Source organism: Vibrio sp. C8, from assembly GCF_054051265.1.
Map to the genome: position 1 here is coordinate 1 of NZ_JBPAOE010000008.1, position 20,245 is coordinate 20,245.

Genomic DNA, 20,245 nt, shown 5'->3' on the forward strand with positions numbered 1-20,245 from the left:
TCAATAAGCGCAACACCATTAATCGACGTAATGCTTGACGCGTCTTCACCTAAGCTATCGTTGGACAGCAAGTTAAGTTCAACACTTTCATCTTCATTAACGGTGTATTTGTCTTTATTCGCCTCAACTCCCGTATCGGTGACGTCAATCGTGACCGTGATCCACTCAGAGTTGTCTGTACCGTCGCTCACTAAATAGCTAAAGCTGTCTTGCACCGTTCCAGATTCACTGTGATCCAATGCCCCAACGGTATACGTGTACGTGCCATCACTGCTCATGACCACGGTACCGCCGAGCGCGGTTTTAATCGTGTAAGTCCCGTTCGTTGGCACGGTTACCGCATCGGCTGATGAGCTATTGACACCCACTACCGTTAACGTATTGCCTTCAACATCACTGTCGTTATCCAAGACGCTTTCCGTTACCGTAATTGTTGTGCCTTCCACAGCTTCTGCCGTGTCCGCTTCACCAACTGGTGCGTCGTTCACCGGATTGACGGTTACCGTAACTTTAGCGGTATCCGAACCGCCTTGACCGTCACTGATGGTGTATTCAATATTTGCTTGGCCGTTGTAGTTTTCCGCTGGAGTGAATACGAGTTTGCCGCCAACAATTTCAACGGAACCTTGTTCTTGAGGAACTGTTGCAGAAACTATGGTTAACGTATCGCCATCTTTGTCTGAATCGTTGCTCAATACATCAATGGTAACTGAAGTATCTTCGTCTACTGAGATAGTGTCATTTTGGGCTTTTGGATCTGAATTTTTGTCTGCGGCTTCGACATTCGCATTAGTATTTGAACGATTAAGATTGATTAAGGCGAGGCTTTGAGTTTGAGAAAAACCTAATGATTCGAATCCAGTTGTGCTGAAATTAGTACTAGCAATAATTTCTGAACCCACACGGTCAATGCTTGCTGAATCTGTAGGAGAAGAACCTTGGCTACTACCAGCAGCAGGAGCAAGCTCTTCATCAAGTTGTGTAGGGTCTTGACCTTCTTCTAAGGCTGCAAGTAACTGCGCAACGTCATCTGTTACATCTTGAAGATCATTATTTTGGCCAACGAGTTGAGTTGTAGGTTCGTTATTAGAACCCGCTTCATCTCCTCTTTGGATGACAATCGATCCTTCAGGCAATTTCTCGCCAATCGTCGCTATTTTTAGATCGCCATTTTTGTCAATCACTATCATTTGATTTACAGCTAGATTTGCGATTGAAAATAAAGAATCTTTTGCCATATGAGCCTCAAAAATACACGTTACAAACAGTTATGTATTTAACCGTTTAATATTCGATATAACCTTGAATATTTTGCGGGAAAAATCCGACTTACGATATCATCGTTCTATCTTCTAACAAAGGCCGAAATTGCATCAAAATAACATTTTCTTGACACTTCTTATATTTACGACACACAATTTCATGAATTAATGTCACATTCGATGCTAACATCCATGTAAGATTTTTCTTACCGAACTACATGCATAAAATACTTATTCATTAATTAGTTACATACAGCATTGATTATGCATCAACCTAAAATTATGCAAAAAATCTATATTCGTCACATTTTTAGTCACATTTTTGACACATCTAAGTGTTCGTCTTATCAATGAGACTTCTTTTGCCTTAGACTCGGTGTCCGTTGTACAGTCATTTTTGATGGAGTTCATCTTGAAAGGGTTCCCAACTAAAACACTTTTCTGCTCTTTAGTGCTCGCAGGATCTGTGTCTGCACAGACACTTGAACAAGCAGTATCGCTCACTCTTGCTTCAAACCCTGAATTGAAAAGTGCGTTTAACCAATATAAAAGTCGATTATCTGACTCAAATGCCTCTTCTGGTGCATATTTACCTAAAATCGATCTCGATGCTGGTATTGGATACGAAGGTATCAATCCCGCCTCGTCTACAGGTAATCCTGATACAGATATGACCCGCAAAGATGCAGCCCTCACTCTCAATCAACTTATTTGGGATGGTTCATCCACACTAAATGATATGGATCGTACGGCTGCTGAAGCAGAATCAGACCGCTACCAACTTCTTGCGGATGCTTCTAATAAAGCACTGGAAGTCACGGATGTTTACCTTGAAGCGACCAAAGCTTACGAAATTCTCGTACTTTCAGAAAAAAACCTAGCAACGCATAAAGAAATCTATCGTGATATTAAAAAGCGTGCTGATTCTGGCGTAGGCTCTATTGCCGATGTCACTCAAGTTGAAGCTCGTATCGCTAAAGCAATGGGTAACTTACTTGCGGCACAAAACAATTTGTACGATACGCATACTCAATTTCGCCGTTTAGTCGGTCAAGAACCTTTAGGGTTAACCTTTCCTCGAGCGGACAGTACAGCAATTTCCTACACTATTGATGACGCTCTAAAAAAAGCATTTGATGAACATCCAGTCATTAAAGTGGCGCAAACCGATGTAGACGCAGCACGTTTTCAATATAAACAGTCAAAAGCGCCCTACTATCCAACTATTTCATTGGAAGCATCTCAACGCTGGTATGACGATGCTGGAGGGAATGAAGGCAGTGGTGATGAACTCAGTGCAATGGTGAGATTACGCTACAACATTTACAACGGTGGTAGCGATAGTGATCAATCTGAAAGCGCCGCTTATCAGCTCAATAAAGCAAAAGATTTACGCGAAAATACATTCCGTGCCGTAGAAGAAGGCTTACGTTTGTCATGGAGTGCTCTAGATTTGACGCTGCAGCAAAAAGAATTTTTAGCTGACCATGTAGATTCAACTTCCCAAACCGTTGCGTCATATCGCAAACAGTATCTGATTGGACAACGTACGCTCCTTGACTTACTCAACACAGAAAATGAACTGTTTGAAGCCCGTAAAGACTATTTGGATGCGAAATACGCTGAGCAATATGCAAAGTATCGCGTTATGAACGCTACAGGTAATTTACTAGATGCATTGCGAGTTGATGTCGCTCCGGAATGGACAGAGAAGGTGAAATACTAAGATGAAAGGTACATTTGTTATTCTTACAGCGACGTTAAGTGCTGCGATGTTCGCTTATGCTGAAGAAAATGTAGCTAGCGATGAATATGATTACATTGCTCTACCGCAGATTAATCAGGTCGCAGATCTTGAAGATGATGATAACGATGGTGTAATCAATGCTCGGGATCTTTGCCCAGACACTCCTTCACTATCGGAAATCGATAATGACGGATGTGGTACCTTTGTTAAAACGTCGAAGCTACAAAGCTTACACATCCTATTTGCTAATGATTCTAGTGATATTCCGCCGGTGTTTGTTAGTCAGATTCGTCAAATGGCGGAATTTCTAAACACCTACCCTTCGGCTTCTATCGAAATCAAAGGTTATGCAAGTAAAGTAGGTAGCCAAGAGCATAACCTCAACCTATCTAAACGACGTTCTGAAGCAGTAGAAGCTCAATTACTACGCTACGGTGTTGAGCGCTACAGAGTAAGAATTGTTGGTTTCGGCGATACTGAGCTTGCTTCTCATGGTGATACACAAGTTGCTCATGCACTCAATCGTCGAGTAACAGCGACAGTGGTTGGCTACAAAGGTGCAATTGTCAAAGAGTGGAGCATATTTACTGCGCTGCCTAAATAAATCTACATATCAAGAAAGGCGGCCGATTAGCCGCCTTTTTATTGTGAGTTATCCAAATCTTAATGGGAAAAAATGCTTCAAAGTGCTACCCTTCGTGCATCATTCTTAATGAGAAAATAAAATGAGCAAATTAACAGCAGATGTTCAAGCTAACCTAGAACTTTTCATCAAAGAAACCCAAGAAAACCAACTGGTTTGGGGTCTGCGTAATGAAGAAGGTTGGTTATCTTGTGAGTCAACAGAATTTGAAGAAAGCGAAGTAATGCCTTTCTGGTCTTCAAAAGAAGACGCTGAGTTGCACAATGTTGAAGAATGGGCAGACTTCGAAGTTCTAGAGATCCCACTGGATATTTTCGTTGAAGATTGGCTGATCACTCTTAATGAAGATGGCGTTCTTGTTGGTATTAACTGGAACCAAACTTTAGACGGAAAAGAACTTGAGCCTTCAGAATTGGCAAAAATGTATCTTTAAGTGAATTGGTATAGCCCTTTCATAACCACTTAAACAAGACGCAATTAGCGTCTTGTTTTGTATTTGTAGTCCGAGCTTTGGTACTATGACGACCTGTTTATTTTCAACTGGATTGAACCCATGCATTTATCTAAGCTGACACAAGAAATTTATGATCACCTATACCGCGATATCAACGAATTCCGTAGCACTTTTGACTTACCAGTAGCGGACCCAGCAAGCTTAGATACAAAAGCAGATACTCTTCATACCTCATTAGCCATCGAAGAACTGACCGAGTTGGCTGAAGCAGACAGCAAAACTGAACAAGCGGATGCGATTGTAGACAGCGTGTATGTCTTTCCCTAAGTCCTAACTTTGTCAATTCCTGCATAACTCACCGTCACACATAGCTTTACTCTCATTTTTTTACCTCGTCTGATTTGACAACTATCAAAATTCGGTACTACGCTTTCTATACTACCAATGTTAGAGATTGCATATGGCTATCGAGATTAGATCACTTAAATTTTATCCGAACCTCAACTGTGCAATCACAGATGCATACAGGACTCATATTTACAACAGTTTGGTACGCAACTGCACCTATGAAGCTCTCGCAGAAACCATACATAAAGGATATGCCTGTTTCCTTCATGTAATATCAGGGCATACAAACAAGTTTGATGGTCTAATTGAACTCAATGACCACAACTCTCGTATAACTCATATAAAGCGTTATATCGGTTTCTGTTTACATGAACTAGAAAGCAGTTATTACAGTGCATTTGCGCATGCCAGATACATATTTTCAGCGATTGTTGGGGAGTCATTAGTCTCATTATCAAGCTTCCCAGTAAAGAAAGCAGATATTCCAGAATGCATAGCATTATACAACCAATGCAAAAATACCGATTTAGTAAATTATTACGCTGGTTGGGAGTGTACTTCACTTGATAATGTTAAGATTAGATTACATCTGGCATTCCTTTATGATGCAACCAACAAGGACTTTGTTGATTTTGTGCATCATGCTTGCTCCAATTACTTTAGAAAGCACAACTCACCATATGCACTTAGCGGCACAAGAAAGTTAATTGAAACATTTAAACAATTAGTAGCAATATATAAAGATCCTGACTCCATAATTTTATCTATATCTCCTGAAAACGTGTCTAATTCTTTCGAGAACATCTTACATTTAGATTTACTAGAGGTAAAATTAAAAACTAATTCTAATGCCTTAAGAAATTTAATTCGAAACCACTACCCTTCAAAAGTTATGCTGTATAAAGAGATATTCGTTGAAAGCAAACTAATTGATGAGCCAATTAGAAAAATTGTAGTACCAACATTAAAGAGTTTAAAAAATTCTAACAAAAGTATATCGAGTGGTGGCGGGTTAACAAAAGAAACTGTTGTTAGATTAACGTCCGGCATACCGCTAGACATTCCAAACCAACAAGCTTTCGATATAATACAAAATCGACTACGCCACGATATACTACACATCAAAAATCATAGTCTTTGTTTAGTACATAAAGTATTGAATAAGGACAAAGCTATTAATAGTGCCATTACTACAGGACAAATTAAACCGCCACCATCTCATGGCTCAAATCTAAATGGTGGGTACAAAGGAGCAGAAAATTACCCCTATGGTCGTAACAACATTGTAAATACGATAGCAACATTCTACCACTACGGCTTTAAAGGAGTTCGTGGTTATATTAGCTTTCTAAGCAGCAAGGATAATGAGCTATCAAATGATGAACTAGTTAAAGAGCTTAATCTACCAACACACGAAACCATTTACCCATTTCTACTACTACTAGTTCATGAGCACCCTCAACTAGTACCCTCATCCTTTCAAGATTGGGATTTATTTGATACTGATGGAAGACTAGTTGGCTTCAAAGAAACAAACGGGGTGATGGTCATTAGCACTTTCAAAGAACGAAGAGGCAAGACAAAGTCTGCATTAATTTTACCCTGTACACGATTATCAAAATTAATTGTCGCGATGCTTATTGAACATACAAAATACTGTAGAGAATACTTAAGAAGTATTGGTGATGACAATTGGAGGAAACTGTTACTAGTTACGAGCAGTATTAATAAAAAACCAGTTCCTATAAAATTAGTTCGTAGGGATCATAATTATTATGGTAGTTTATTCAAAAATTTTGAGAAAAGCATATCAAAGGTTAAAGGAACTTGGGTTTTAAAAAACAATGAGAACTATAATACATATGTATCCTTGAGAGCACTACGAAGTACTATCGCAGTATCAAAATATATAGAGACCAGCTCATTAGATATTTTTCATGAAACATTAGGTCACACCAAATCGTATTATGAACTAGTAAATGCTTACCTACCAGATGTCTTACAAAAATATGTACAAGAAAGAGACATACGAATATTTCAAAATACTGTCATTTATCTATCAATGAAAGACAGTCCGTATCTTCTAGAAGTTCTAGATGCAAATATTGTGGATGCTGATGATTTTTTTACACGCCATGGTTTTGATGTGGACAATTTATCGCTAAACTCAAAAAGAAATAATATATACGATAGCCTAGAAATATTAATATCCGTACCACTCCTTCAAATTATGATCTATATAATTACACTTGATGACTTTTCCATAGCAAAACTAGATATTAATCCTTTAACTTTAGAAAAATGGAAAACATTATCTTCATATGTAATAACTCACATCGAGTCATCAATAAATAATCTCACGAAATTTAAAGTCAATAAACACGTAATTGATGCATACAACGTTGCTTCTAACCATAAATTAACAAACCTTATATTAAGGTAAATATATGATAACTTACAACAGCATCTTAAAAAATTTAAAACGATTCAATGTAGATCATAAAGAAAAAATCGTTAATTTAACTAACTACGAAACTTATGATGATTTAATATCTGATTCCAATAATTTTACAGGATTATATGATTATGATATAACCGACCCTTATTGGCTTATTTCTGATTTTGACGATGAAACCTGGTACATAAATGTAAATTCACGTGAAGATAAGGAAATAATATGGAAAAATATTATACTATCTGATGAGAGTAGGCTTACTGACAAAAAAAATTCAAGATTATTATTATTCTTGAAGCATTTAATAATTGCACCTAACCATGCTCTGACCAATGGAGGTTCTATTCTAAAAAACAGTAGTATACGTAGCAATATAAACGCCAGCATCCAATTAATAAATATTCTTCTAACTCATGATAATTTAATTAAAGTTTGTAACGATTCATTAGATAATATTAACACCGATTTTATAATGTCAATTCTGCTTCGGTACTGTAATAGCGGATACTATGGGGCAATTAATTTTCAAGAAAAATTGTATTCTTTTAGTGAAAATCTTAATGTTAGCGAAGAATTTCAATCATACTATAGTTTCAAAAAAAAATTCCCACATTTAACCAACATAAATAAAAAAAACAATGTCATAAATGAAAATATGACATTTCTTGCCTACAAATTATACTGCAATGGTTACTATTCTACAGATGGGTCTACAATAAAGAGCAAAAAGTTATTCAATGATGTATTTAATAAATGCATTATAGATACCGGATCGTACTCTAGGACAGGGGTATTAAATTATCTTAAATTAAAAAGACAAAGAGGTACAAGAGAATATTTATCCATAAATGACTATGACGACCAGGACGGATTTTCACAACAATCCTTACAATCAATAATCAATGTTATTAACTACATTCCACTCAGTTCAACCTATTCTGGATTTAATAGTAACATCATCGATAGTTCAGAAATAACTATTGAAAGATTGGCTACTTTACATAGTTTTAAGACTAGAAATAGAGTTTTTACCCTGCCTCCTGATTTTGTTTTAAAATCTATGAAAAAAGCATTCGAGCTGAATATTTCAAATAAGTTTGATAGTTCTGCCCTTTGGAACAAAAACCTAATCGAGCCAGGAGAACCTGTACTACTGATAGATTTGCTGTTCGATTCCATAATTAAGTTCCATGAAGTTACAAGCAACCTTGATAAAAATTCGACTAAGTACAGGAAGCTTATGAAATCGTGTGATTTTATTAGCCATCAATTAAAGGAACTCGGATTTGATCAATTTTTTCGACCCAAAAAAAATGAGCTAACAGTTGGTGAGTCACAGCGAGAATGTAAATATGTAGTTGAGTATTATAAAGTTTTATTAGGCTCCATCCTTGTCCTTGTTGGGGCACTAAATGCACGTCGAGTTCAAGAAGTAACCAGTTTACCTTCAATTGGAAATTTAACCCCTAACATCAACCCATGGCTAGAGGATAGAAAGAAAAATGCGTCACAAGAAGATTTACTTGAATTTTACTTAAGATTTTTCGCAGCAAAAAGTGGCATCGGAGGTGAAGAAAGCCTCCTTGAATACACAGAACGACCTACACCATTAATTATTGCTAAATTAATTTATAAGTTGCAAAGATTTAATTCAATTATCATTAAAAAAGGTTTAATGAATAATAATCTTGCACTATTTAATGGGGTAGGAACTTTGGATGGTATTTTTTATCCACTTGATAAGAAGCAGTACAATGAATATATAAGTTACTTCTGCGATTACATAGAAACTGTAACTACCATCATAGATGGTGAAGTATATAGATATTATATAAGAGAACATGAACTAAGAAGATTTTTTGCTATCCTTTTTTTCTGGGCATATGAAGATAAAAGACTCGATTCACTTAGACATCAATTATCCCATACAAACATAGAACACTTGTATAATTACATATCAGAATCACTGCCAGGAAACATATTCAATACAGTAAAAGCAAACTATTTATCTAATACATTACATAAGTTAGATGATTCCATTTTAAATAAATTGAACAACTGTTTAATAAATTCATTTGGTGTAAATAGTATAAATATAACAACCGCAAAATTATTTGTTAAAAGCTACTATGAAAATGATATTTTATCCGAGGATTTTAAAATAAATATCGACCACGAAACCATATTAAACCAAGCAGAGATAGAAGGTCAAATCCTTTATTTATTCGACAACGACATAATATCACTAGAGCCAACATTCTATAAAAAAGATGATGAAAATCGTTATTATTTTTCATTAAAAATAAAGGATTTATAAAATGACTAAGCATGACAGAAATTTTGAATCAGTTAGAAATTTGACAAATATTTTAGATAAAATAATAGCGAATCCAGAGCATTTTAACACAAAAGAAATAATACAATCTCTATCCTCTCAAAGCGCTCTAGCAAAAATAACATTGTTTAAGGATCATCATGATGAAGAAGTATACCCGATGTCATTAAATACCCAAAAATCTATTTGTGGTGAACAATTCATTGAAGGATATATCGAATTTGATAAAAAAAGGAAACTAGCTTTATTTGAATTAAAAAAATTAGATAAAAAAAGAAAATTAAAAAAAGAAAACACCACTATAACAGACAAAGAGTTGATACAAATACTTATGAGTAAAAACTCATTCTACACAACATTAATAGATCAATTAAGAGATGAAATAAAAAAAATTATGTTTAATCCTCCTGATAATCCTGCTAGCTATTACACCAATTTTAATAATACTATAAACCTTAAATTACAACATGTTAAAAACATTTCAAAGGAGGCGTAGAGCATGCCCATCCTATACATCAAAGATCATGTTCTATGGGATAGTTATAATCCATTGGAAAATAAATTAAATTTTCTACCTCAAATAGAGCGATATCCATATATAACTTATCCTGATGGACAACCATGCTATGAAGCTAATCTCTACATGAGAAAATTGGTGCAAGAAGGACGTTCTGTCTTTGGTAGAAAAGGCGGTACGTTACATACCTACGCAACTCAAATACATCAATTAATTAGGTTTATCTATAATAATAACATTAACATTTCGCAATTAACTGACAATATATTTACCTTGTTCATAAACAGCCTTTTAGCTGAAAAAAAAAGCAATGGAGTTAATCAAAAGAAACAACCAAATACGGTAATTAATATAGGTAAGAGATGCTTAGATTTTTTAGAATTTGTTCAGGATGTTAACGACTTAAAGTATTTCATAGGTTCAGAAAAGGGGAACTCTATCCATATAAAATATGTTACATCAAAGAAGAAGTACCAAGGTTACTCAAAGGAAGTAACTACTACATCAATTACACACTATTCATTCCCTTCAGGTAATTCAGTGCGATCTAAAACTCCAATATCGATTGAGGTCCATGATAAGTTGTATACCTATCTAGATTCACAAAGTAATAATGATGTTCGAGAGCGAGATTTAGCTGTGTTTCACTGCTTAGATCAGATTGGAGCTAGGCGAGCTGAAATCATCAATATTAAAGTTAAGGACATACAGAATGCTATAGCATCAGACAGCGAGTTCCCTTCCATCCGGTTAATTAACTTAAAACAGAGGCAAAAAGATAGGATGACAAGGTACGTGCCTGTTAGCCGCGTATTTCTATCGGAAATCTCAAATTTCATACGTTCAACAAGAAGAATTATCATTAATAATACTATTGGTAAATCTAAAGACCATGGATACTTGATAATAAGTACAACTACTGGGAATCAGCTTTCTGAGGATACATTGACCACATTTTTTAATAATTGGAGAAGCAAAATAGGTATCAAAGAAGAATTACATCCTCATTTATTTAGGCATACATATATTACTAATAAGCTTGTAGATATAATTGCGTCAAGGGATGATATAAAGACTGCTGAAGACTTTAAAAAAATAATCTTGAATGCTGAATGGTTTAAATTACAACTTAAGGAATGGACTGGACATGCTACGATTTCATCGATGGATACTTACATTAAACTAGCATTCGCTAGACATATTAATTTCAATGTTGAATTGAAATCCATACAGGTCCGCTCTGCGTTAGATTCAACACGCAAAGCAATCACAAGAATGAAATCAAATATAAAATCAGGAAAACTATCGATTGAACAAACATTTAATGATATTGAATTGCTACTATCAAATTTGGAAGCAGACATATGCTAGAAGATATATGTGTTTTCTAGCATATTCTATATGATTAGTTAGTTGATAAGATCAACCCTAGATCAACCGGAGTGTAGTTAACTGACTTCAAAACCTTTCCTTTCCGAATTTTAGAGCCAGTTTCATCCACTGAATCTTCACTGCACTTGATTAAATATTTCCCACTATCCGATATAAAAAACTCACCAGCTATGCCTCTATTTTTATAATGCTCGACAGTATCTAATGCCTCTTTTTCTGATGATGCAGCTTTGGTCATATTAGATTCATGTATTGCATTCCAGCATTCCACATAAGGAATTCCTAATGTAGATGCTGTTGCTAATAAGATGTCGACAATATGTGCAACTGTAGAGGTTTCCATATTGTAGTCTCCAACTTGCGCAGTTCTACCTACTAAGGTGTACACGGCATCAAGTATGGCATCAGCTTGCTCAACTTTAGTTGTCGCTAGAGCTAACTCTACCAGCTCTTCTATATGCAATGCATTATGCACATTACAGTCATTGACTGAGATTGGCTCATTTACTGGTAGTTGGAAAGTATTTCTGAACTCATTAATATCATGACACATTTGCTCCCAAAACTCGGGAGTCAAAACCGTAAACTCAGTTGAAAACTCACTTAACATATTTATCTCAAAACATTTTAATCTTAGTGTAATCTTAACATAGTTTAATTAAGAACTGAGATAGCAATTTGTAATTCAAAGCATATCGTTCATTCTAAAACTGCAATGCATCGTGTGAAGTAGTTACTAGATGGTTGACTGAACTAAGACATTACAGTGCTCATGTCGGTATAGCTTACGCCATGACTAAAGTTTTGAGCAAACTTACAGGGCTAGGTGCACCCTAAATTGAGGGCATTTTCTTTAGTAATCACACAACTTAGGCACCTTCATTTTTCATCGAAATTACGTAACCAAGCAAAACTAGTTAAAATCTATACAATTATGATAAATACCGCATTCAAGTTAACAACTTCGAATTAGCTAGATAATAATCCAACCCTTCATCTGTCAGTTGAACGGTTTCATGTTCTAAGTTAATAAAGGCTTTTGGGGCACAGTAAAGCAATAAGACTCTCGGTTCGACAGTGACCGATTGCGCTCGTCTCATTTCACTTAGCTTCATATTACCTCTGGGCTTATGCATCAGCTCATGAAGTAAAAGTATTACATCTGATTTCATCTTGTTTCGCTTTAACACAAATTTTATAGGGCTTAGTTACAGCAGCTCACATTATGTTGTAAACAATGTATTAATAAAAAAGGTCGCTCCCCCGAGCGACCTTGGCAATAAGCCAGCATAAGTTGTTTGCAGCGGAGCTTATTTTACAACTCGTTTTTTAGCTCTATCCCAGCGAGAATCAAGTTTTTCTAACGCTTCGGCAAAGTCTTTCGATGTAATTACATCTTGGATATAGCCACCTGAGTAGAAATCGATTTTCGAACGGTTAGTTACTTCAATGAACGTTGAAGAGTTAACAGGAGTCTGAATAACATTTGGTTCATAACTCATGAATTCGTCTAGCTGTTGTAACGAAGGTTTTTTAGATTTTAGAGTTGGGATGAAACCTGCAATTTCCTCAAAATCCGATGCTTCAATAATGAACTTCAAATACGCTTTTGCTGTTTCTTTGTTCTTTGAATGCTTGCTTACCGCATAACCCCAGTCGTGGTTCATTTGTGCATTAAGTTCGCCCTTATCATTTGAAGGCATTGGCATAAAGCCTACGTTACTTGGTTCTGCACCACGTTCAATAACTTGAGGAATAACCCAGTTACCTAGGTAATACATACCTGCATCGCCTTTGGCAATCGCATTCTTCGAATCTTCCCAAGAGTTAGTCATCAAATCTTTCTCGGTAAAGCCATCATCAATTAGCTTCTTAAGTACACTAAGAGACTTGTTATATGACGTATCGCCAGAGAAAGGCTTATCTTGAGTTAGCATTTTTTCATAAACATCATTACTTCCTTCAACTACAAGTGGAAATTTATCCCACTGTTGAAGAGGCCACTGGGCACCGAAGTTGATGTAAAGTGGAATTTGCCCGTTTGCTTTGATCTTCGCCGCAGCATCAAAGAAGCCAGACAGTGTTTTGATTGGCACTTCAACACCAGCTTTCTTCAAAACTTCTTTATTGTATACAAGTCCCTCAACTGAGTTACCCATTGAAATACCATACGCATTTCCTGAATCAGCCCATGCGTCGTAAAAATAGACATCTTCCGGACCATATAAGTCATTCAACGGTTCGTAAAAGTTGCCATATTGTTCAGAAGGTACAGATGGAAGGATTAAAACTAAGTCGCCATAGTCGCCAGTATTCATACGTGGACGCAGACCACCTTGGTAATCCGCAAAGCCAACTACTTTTACTTCCGTTACTTGAGGATAAATTTCCTTAAACTCCTTTTCGTAACGTTTATATACACCAGCTTCCACTAAATCGGTGCGGTTGGTGTAAAAAGTAATCTCCCCTTTTACCAGAGATTTATTTATTCCGTCAGTAACACCTGCACTTGCTGCGCTACTGATGCCGAAAGCAAGAGCGCTTGCGACGATTGTTTTTGTAATTGTAGGTACAGTTAGTTTCATTCTCTATCTCCATGCACATCTTTGGCTAGATGTTTGATTGCTCTTCTTGAACAAAATAATAACGTTACGATTAATTTAATCCACATAGAATACACCGATACGTGAGCACCATCACCAGAACTTTTTCAAAAAAACACATAAAAATCATTTAAACAATTAACTATCAATAACTTAAACAAATCGACTCAAAACCTAAAATATAATGCACAAAGTCACATTTTCCTCATTATGGTGAACTAAAACACACAATCGAAACGTTACCATTTATTCTACAGCGTGATTCTGTCCAAAATATAAGCCGCATAACTAAATAACAATTAAGGACGAAAGATGAAGCACATCTACTATCCATTACCACTGTTCACCTTGCTAGCCGCATGTAGTAGTGGCGTAAACACGAATATGGCTGACAACAACTTTCCTTTAGATTCTATGGAGAGTTTTGTGATTCAGTCAGGTGATCAACTGCTACTCAACAATAAGCCATTTAGATTTGCTGGTACGAACAACTATTACATGCATTATCGCTCACATGAGATGATCGATGCTGTATTAGATGATGCCAAAGAAATGGGGCTTAATACGATTCGAGTATGGGGATTTATGGAGGGTGTTAGTCATGAACATACTATGCAGGCTGAACCTGGTGTTTATACCCCCCCACCAGGAGTTAAGAGTGCACTAGAAAAACTCGACTATACCGTAGCTCAAGCCAAACAACGTGGGATTCGTGTAGTCATCGCTCTCACTAATAACTGGGGCGATTTTGGTGGCATGCAACAATACGTAGATTGGTTTAATGGCGCACATCATGATGACTTTTATAAGCAAGCTGAGATAGTTAACGCTTACAAAAACTATGTGAAACATATTATTGAACATAAAAACCGCTATACAGGCATAGCCAATAAAGACGAACCAACAATCATGACTTGGGAACTTGCAAATGAACCAAGGGCACAGTCAGACAAAAGTGGAGAGCTTCTATATAACTGGGCAAAAGACACTAGTAATTACATTCGAGAATTAGCTCCCAACCAGCTTATAGCCCTTGGCTCTGAAGGTTTCTTCAAAAGAAATAATAATGAAGATTGGACATACAATGGCGGTGAAGGTGTAGATTGGGACAGAATCATTACCCTTCCAAACATCAACTACGGTACTTTCCACTTATACCCTGAACATTGGGGCAAACACAACGCTGAAGAATGGGGAACACAATGGATCAAAGATCATGCTTCAGCAGCTAAGAAGGCGAACAAACCAGCAGTACTTGAAGAATACGGTATTGGTAAAGACGAACCGCAAAATCGCGATTTCATCTACCATAAGTGGACTCAAACAGCTTATGAAACCGGCTTAGCCGGAAGCATGTTCTGGATCTTAACAAGTTCCGATCCCGACCAACCAAATAAGCTATACCCTGACTATGATGGCTTTAGAATTCTAAATGACGATAGTCGAACAACAAGTATTCTTGTCAATCACTCGAAGCAGATGCGAGGACTAACATATAGCCAAGAAGATACCGTTTATTTGGCATATCCAGTTGATGGCATGAAGGTCTCAGAGCAAAGCTTCACTGTTCGTAGCTATGCTATGCCTAAGCCTGGCAACAAGACGCAACAAGTTCAGCTCCGTATTCCAGAGAAGAACATCTCTTTAGATATGACTGATACTGACGGAGATGGATACTACGAAGCCAAACTCAATTCTAGTGATATTGGCTATGGTTCTCGAACACTCATAACAGTCGCTACATTCGAGCAAGGAGAGCGACAAACAGACAAAATCAAAGTAGAAATTGACCGCCCAATCAAAGGTTATGAAGTTGGCACCAAATATGACTTTGAAGATGGAACAACCCAAGGTTGGCAGAAAGAAGGTACATGGCAAGCAAGTTGGAAGTCACCAGCAGTCGAACCAACGAATGACCTTGGTTCACCGATGCTAAAACTAAACCTCGTTTGGTCAGGAAAGAATGATTGGGAAGAGCTTAAAGTTCGCAATCTTGCAATTGAAGGGTTCGCCCAACATACAAAAATGCGCTACACATTATACGTACCAGCCAATTCAGAAGATAAAGGTGGCGTACGTCCATATGCAGCATTAGGTGATGGTTGGGTAAAACTTGATGCAGATAAACTTAGAATGCAAGTCAAAGACCTTGAGAAAGTTACACTTAACGGACAAACCTACTATAAGCAAGTTGTAGAAATTGACTTGGGAGACGTATCGAAAAAATTACCTGACATGTTCTTATGTATAGTTGGCGATAAATATCCATTAGATGGTTCAGTATACATCGACGATATTGAGTTCTTAAAACCCGTCTATTAAGCGGTTCTTAAAATAGAATTAAACGCCAGTTACAAACTGGCGTTTAACTTCTAAGGCAATATTAACGCTCATTATGAGCTATGTGAGAACACTCATTTAAGATGTTTCTTCTAACTAGCGATTGGCACACTTATGTCGAGTAGACGACACCTGTTACCAAGTGTCGTCCCTCTAAGATGTATGGACTCCCTCCCCTCGGGGAACTGATCTGCTCCAGCCAGACTGGACACTTCATTAAGCGACATTTTGTTGTTCAAAGTTAACTGGGCTTAGATACCCAAGAGCACTGTGCCTTCTCATCCGATTATAATCAACCTCTATATACTCGAAGATCGTTTGGCGCATCTGGTCTCTCGTCATAATCGGCTCATATTGGATCGCTTCCACTTTCATAGAATGGAAGAAGCTCTCAACACAAGCATTGTCCCAGCAATTTCCTTTTCTACTCATACTTTGTTTTAGATTATAAGCAGTTATGAGATCTCGATAATCTTTTGAGCAGTACTGACTACCTCAATCACTATGAACGATAACCTGCTCGAGGAATCCGCGACGGAACAACGCCATTGATAGCGCATCACAGACCAGCGTAGCCGTCATTCTGGTATCCATAGACCATCCAATTACTTGTCTTGAGTAAAGGTCAATAATTACCGCCAAGTACAGCCAGCCTTCGCTTGTCGCTATATAGGTGATGTCTCCAGCCCATTTTTCATTCGGAGCAGATGCGCTAAAGTTCTGAGCCAACAGGTTTGGAGCAACAGGCATTTGATGCTTGCTGTCCGTAGTGCACTTAAATTTGCGTGCAGCTTTCGGTGTTAAATCTTGACGCTTCATACTGGCAGCAATGGTTTTAACATTGTAGCTATCACCGCTCTCAGACAGTTCTTTTTGGATACGCCTTGAGCCATCTCGGCCTTTGCTGTTGGCGAAAGCTTCTTTAACTTTTGTATCAAGCTGTTGGCGAATAGCCTCACGTTGGATGGCGTTGTGTCGATGCTTAATCCAGTAATAAAACCCACTTCGGGATATCCCGAACACCTTAGCCATACGCACTATACTGAAGCACAGCAGGTGTTCGAGCATAAACTCGTAGCAATCTACTTTAGATTCTTCGCGAAGTAGGTGGCGGCCTTTTTTACAATTTCTAGCTCTTCTGCTTGCTCAGCCAACTGCCTTTTGAGCTTGGCAACCTCTGCGGCTAGCTCTTGCTCTCGCTGACTAGTACTGGTGTCTTTCTTCGAGTTCTTCCGCCACCCTTAGATTTGAGATTCGTGTAAAGAAAGCTGTTTTGCTGTCGCAGCTACTCCCACTTTATCTGCTAACTTCAGGGCTTCTGCTTTAAATTCAGGGGAATGTTTAATTCTAGTTTTCTTAGTTGTCATTGTTCACCTCGTTAGTGATTGTACTCACTTAACTCAGTGTCCAAAACTGCTGGGGCGGATCACTTTCTTTTTTTAGGTTAGTTTTGACAGTATGTCTTCACGACATACATCAAGAATCTCATCAGCAAGAAGAGAATCATCAGGACAAGATCGAGACAAAACAAGAGCACCAACAGCATGAGCTATAGCGTTTATACTGCTCTTGCGCTCTTCCAAAGTAGACTCTTTTCCATTTGAAAAACTGGACAGTTGGCTCTCAATTCCAGTCAAAAATGTTTCTTTGAGTGGCTCAGCTTGACGTCCAGCATCAGCACAAAGTGCAGCCATAGTACATCCATTACCAGGTTTATCGCGATGTTCCCTAGAGAGGTATTTTTGCACAAAAGATACGATGTCAAAATCAAACATTTGTGCGTTTGATTGTGCAAAACTGTAGGCGGCAGCTTCTGCCATTAAGTCAGCTTTAGACTGAAAATGCTTATAAAACCCTCCATGAGTAAATCCTGCTGTAGACATTAATTCAGCAACGCCCACACCATCGTAACCACGCTCACGAAACAATACAGAAGCGGTTTTAACTATGCGCTCACGGTTTTCTTGGGCTTGTGCTTTTGTCACTTTCATATCGATTACGTCTCCTCTTAAAAATCATGATTTAGTATACTTTGATGATGGTCATAATCAAAGCATTGACATTTTAGATTATGATCATCATCATTATGAGCATTCTCCAGTCGTAAAACGGAAAACTCAAAAATGACAGATACAGCTCTATTTCAACCCTACCAACTTGGCTCACTTACTCTTGCTAATCGATTTGTGATGGCACCTCTGACTCGGAACCGTGCAGGGGCAGCTTTAGTGCCGAGTGATCTTGCAGCCACTTATTATGCACAACGTGCATCAGCGGGCCTGATTATTACCGAAGCTACGCAGATCTCACAGCAAGCGCAAGGCTACCAAGACACACCAGGACTATTCACTCAGGACCAAATCGATGGATGGCGAAAGGTGACTGATGCGGTACACGTCAAGGGCGGAAAGATTTTTGTTCAACTGTGGCACGTTGGTCGTATTTCTCATGTTGATTTGCAACCCAATGGTGCGGCGCCTGTCGCGCCTTCTGCAATCAGAGCGGAAACTAAAGTGTTTGTGAATAACGGTTTCGCTGACGTTTCTGAACCTCGCGCATTAGAAATTCATGAAATCCCCACCATTATTGAAGATTTCCGCCAAGCGGCAGCGAACGCAATTAAAGCGGGCTTTGATGGTGTTGAAGTCCACGGTGCCAATGGTTACCTATTGGAGCAATTCTTAAAAGATGGCGCGAATCAACGTACCGATTCTTACGGTGGCTCTGTTGAAAACCGTGCGCGATTACTATTAGAAGTGACCGAAGCCGTTAGCAAAGAAATTGGCGCGGATCGCACCGGCGTACGTATTTCTCCTGTTTCACCAGCAAACGCCATCTCCATCAGCAATCCACAGGAACAATACGACTATGTGGCTGATAAGTTGAATGAGCTTGGCATTGTGTATCTTCATGTAGTGGAAGGCGCAACAGGTGGCCCACGTGATATCGCTCCGTTTGACTACGGTTCACTCCGCCAACGTTTCAAAAATACTTACATGGGCAACAATGGTTATAACACCGAGCTGGCGTCTGCTCAGTTAGCAGAAGGTAACGTGGATTTATTTGCCCTTGGTCGCCCATTTATTTCAAACCCTGATCTCGTTGAGCGATTAGAAAAGGGGGCCGCGTTAAACGAGCTGGATGGTTCAACACTTTATGGCGGTGGTGCCAAAGGTTATACCGACTACCCAACCCTTGAGAATGCCTAAAAATGCAGATACTTAGCTAATAATGTTGCGACATGTTGTTTGTGTGTCGCCACTTTTTACACATTATTTAGAACACTATTTAAAGAGAAAAATATCATGTCAAATTCTACAGTTCTTATCACTGGCGCTTCTACAGGCATTGGCGCTGTCTATGCGGATCGCTTTGCGCGTCGTGGTCACGATTTGGTTATTGTTGCCCGTGATGGTGCAAAACTTGAAGCACTGGCCGTTCGTTTGCGCCAAGAATACAGCGTCAATGTCGATGTCTTGCCTGCTGATTTAACCCAATCCAGTGACCTTGCCTTGGTTGAAAAACGCCTACAAGAAGATGATCGCATTGACACACTGATTAACAACGCAGGTATTGCTCAATCTGGTAACTTTGTTGAGCAGACTCCAGAACTGATCGAAAAGCTTATCACGTTGAATGTTACCGCATTAACAAGACTTGCTAATGCAGTAGCCCCTCGATTAGTCAAAGTTGGTAAAGGTTCTATCGTCAATGTGTCCTCTGTCGTAGGTCTTGCACCTGAATACCAAATGACTGTCTACGGTGCCAGCAAGGCGTTCGTCTTGTTCTTATCTCAAGGTATGAATCTAGAATTGTCCTCTAAAGGCATTTACGTGCAAGCGCTACTACCTGCGGGCACTTATACCGAAATCTGGGATCGCGCAGGAATCGATATCAGCAACTCCTCGCCGATGATGGAAGTCAATGAACTCGTCGATGCGGCATTAGTTGGTTTCGATCGTAAAGAACTTGTCACCATACCACCACTTCATCAAGAAACTCGTTGGGATGAATTAGATAAAGCGCGACAAGGGTTGCTTTCTGACATTGAGATGTCACATGCCGCTGCGCGTTATAAAACAGCATAAACAACCATAAAACCTTGATTCATAGCCTCACAAAGACATTAGAAAACAACTTACTTAAGGA

Annotated in this window: 14 protein-coding genes and 2 pseudogenes; 11 read left to right on the forward strand and 5 right to left on the reverse strand. The window is 38.2% G+C overall.

The annotated features are described in order from the left end of the window. Positions 1-1,238: Ig-like domain-containing protein (locus tag ACRQQK_RS04585; protein WP_457510256.1), on the reverse strand; the 1,238-nt coding region annotated here is incomplete at its 3' end. A 424-nt stretch (positions 1,239-1,662) separates the two neighbouring features. Between ACRQQK_RS04585 and ACRQQK_RS04590 the strand changes: the two genes are divergently transcribed. The 8 genes and pseudogenes from ACRQQK_RS04590 to ACRQQK_RS04625 all read left to right on the forward strand — a co-directional run bounded on the left by ACRQQK_RS04590 (position 1,663) and on the right by ACRQQK_RS04625 (position 11,132). Next, a complete protein-coding gene (locus tag ACRQQK_RS04590) occupies positions 1,663-2,988 on the forward strand; it encodes a TolC family outer membrane protein (protein WP_457510299.1) in 1,326 nt (441 codons plus the stop codon). A 1-nt stretch (position 2,989) separates the two neighbouring features. After that, positions 2,990-3,613 carry an OmpA family protein gene (locus ACRQQK_RS04595; RefSeq protein WP_457510257.1) on the forward strand — a complete coding sequence of 208 codons (624 nt, stop codon included), beginning with the start codon at positions 2,990-2,992 and terminating at the stop codon, positions 3,611-3,613. A 121-nt stretch (positions 3,614-3,734) separates the two neighbouring features. Continuing rightward, the gene (locus ACRQQK_RS04600; protein ID WP_457510258.1) at positions 3,735-4,085 is read left to right on the forward strand and encodes a DUF2750 domain-containing protein; all 351 of its coding nucleotides are present in this window, start codon (positions 3,735-3,737) and stop codon (positions 4,083-4,085) included. Positions 4,086-4,205: 120 nt separating this feature from the next. Continuing rightward, positions 4,206-4,424 (forward strand): annotated as a pseudogene (locus ACRQQK_RS04605) (nucleoside triphosphate pyrophosphohydrolase family protein); the annotation flags it as partial. A gap of 142 nt (positions 4,425-4,566) precedes the next feature. Further along, positions 4,567-6,897: a hypothetical protein gene (locus ACRQQK_RS04610; protein ID WP_102967237.1), complete on the forward strand. Its 2,331-nt coding sequence runs from the start codon at positions 4,567-4,569 to the stop codon at positions 6,895-6,897. A 4-nt stretch (positions 6,898-6,901) separates the two neighbouring features. Further along, positions 6,902-9,226, forward strand: coding sequence for a site-specific recombinase (locus tag ACRQQK_RS04615; protein ID WP_102967236.1), 2,325 nt, complete (start codon positions 6,902-6,904; stop codon positions 9,224-9,226). Between the two features lies 1 nt (position 9,227). Continuing rightward, positions 9,228-9,740 (forward strand): hypothetical protein, encoded by a 513-nt coding sequence (locus tag ACRQQK_RS04620; RefSeq protein ID WP_102967235.1) that lies wholly within the window; start codon positions 9,228-9,230, stop codon positions 9,738-9,740. Between the two features lie 3 nt (positions 9,741-9,743). Then, a complete protein-coding gene (locus ACRQQK_RS04625; RefSeq protein ID WP_102967234.1) occupies positions 9,744-11,132 on the forward strand; it encodes a tyrosine-type recombinase/integrase in 1,389 nt (462 codons plus the stop codon). 34 nt (positions 11,133-11,166) lie between these two features. On the opposite strand, the gene ACRQQK_RS04630 is transcribed toward ACRQQK_RS04625, so the two are convergent. Together ACRQQK_RS04630 and ACRQQK_RS04635 are read right to left on the reverse strand one after the other, a co-directional pair. Beyond that, complete coding sequence (locus tag ACRQQK_RS04630; RefSeq protein WP_102967233.1) at positions 11,167-11,763, reverse strand: nucleoside triphosphate pyrophosphohydrolase family protein; 597 nt, start codon at positions 11,761-11,763, stop codon at positions 11,167-11,169. Between the two features lie 700 nt (positions 11,764-12,463). Beyond that, positions 12,464-13,738 (reverse strand): ABC transporter substrate-binding protein, encoded by a 1,275-nt coding sequence (locus ACRQQK_RS04635; protein ID WP_102967231.1) that lies wholly within the window; start codon positions 13,736-13,738, stop codon positions 12,464-12,466. Between the two features lie 330 nt (positions 13,739-14,068). Between ACRQQK_RS04635 and ACRQQK_RS04640 the strand changes: the two genes are divergently transcribed. Then, positions 14,069-16,078 (forward strand): cellulase family glycosylhydrolase, encoded by a 2,010-nt coding sequence (locus tag ACRQQK_RS04640; RefSeq protein WP_457510260.1) that lies wholly within the window; start codon positions 14,069-14,071, stop codon positions 16,076-16,078. A gap of 234 nt (positions 16,079-16,312) precedes the next feature. Here ACRQQK_RS04640 and ACRQQK_RS04645 read toward each other — a convergent pair. Continuing rightward, a pseudogene (locus ACRQQK_RS04645) lies at positions 16,313-17,463 on the reverse strand (IS3 family transposase). A 72-nt stretch (positions 17,464-17,535) separates the two neighbouring features. Beyond that, on the reverse strand, positions 17,536-18,087 hold the full coding sequence (locus ACRQQK_RS04650; protein ID WP_457510261.1) for a TetR/AcrR family transcriptional regulator: 552 nt from the start codon (positions 18,085-18,087) through the stop codon (positions 17,536-17,538). 132 nt (positions 18,088-18,219) lie between these two features. On the opposite strand from ACRQQK_RS04650, the gene ACRQQK_RS04655 reads away from it, so the two are divergent. Both ACRQQK_RS04655 and ACRQQK_RS04660 read left to right on the forward strand, forming a co-directional pair. Further along, the gene (locus tag ACRQQK_RS04655) at positions 18,220-19,305 is read left to right on the forward strand and encodes an alkene reductase (RefSeq protein ID WP_457510262.1); all 1,086 of its coding nucleotides are present in this window, start codon (positions 18,220-18,222) and stop codon (positions 19,303-19,305) included. Positions 19,306-19,401: 96 nt separating this feature from the next. Next, the gene (locus ACRQQK_RS04660; RefSeq protein WP_457510263.1) at positions 19,402-20,184 is read left to right on the forward strand and encodes an SDR family NAD(P)-dependent oxidoreductase; all 783 of its coding nucleotides are present in this window, start codon (positions 19,402-19,404) and stop codon (positions 20,182-20,184) included. Positions 20,185-20,245 lie beyond the last annotated feature (61 nt).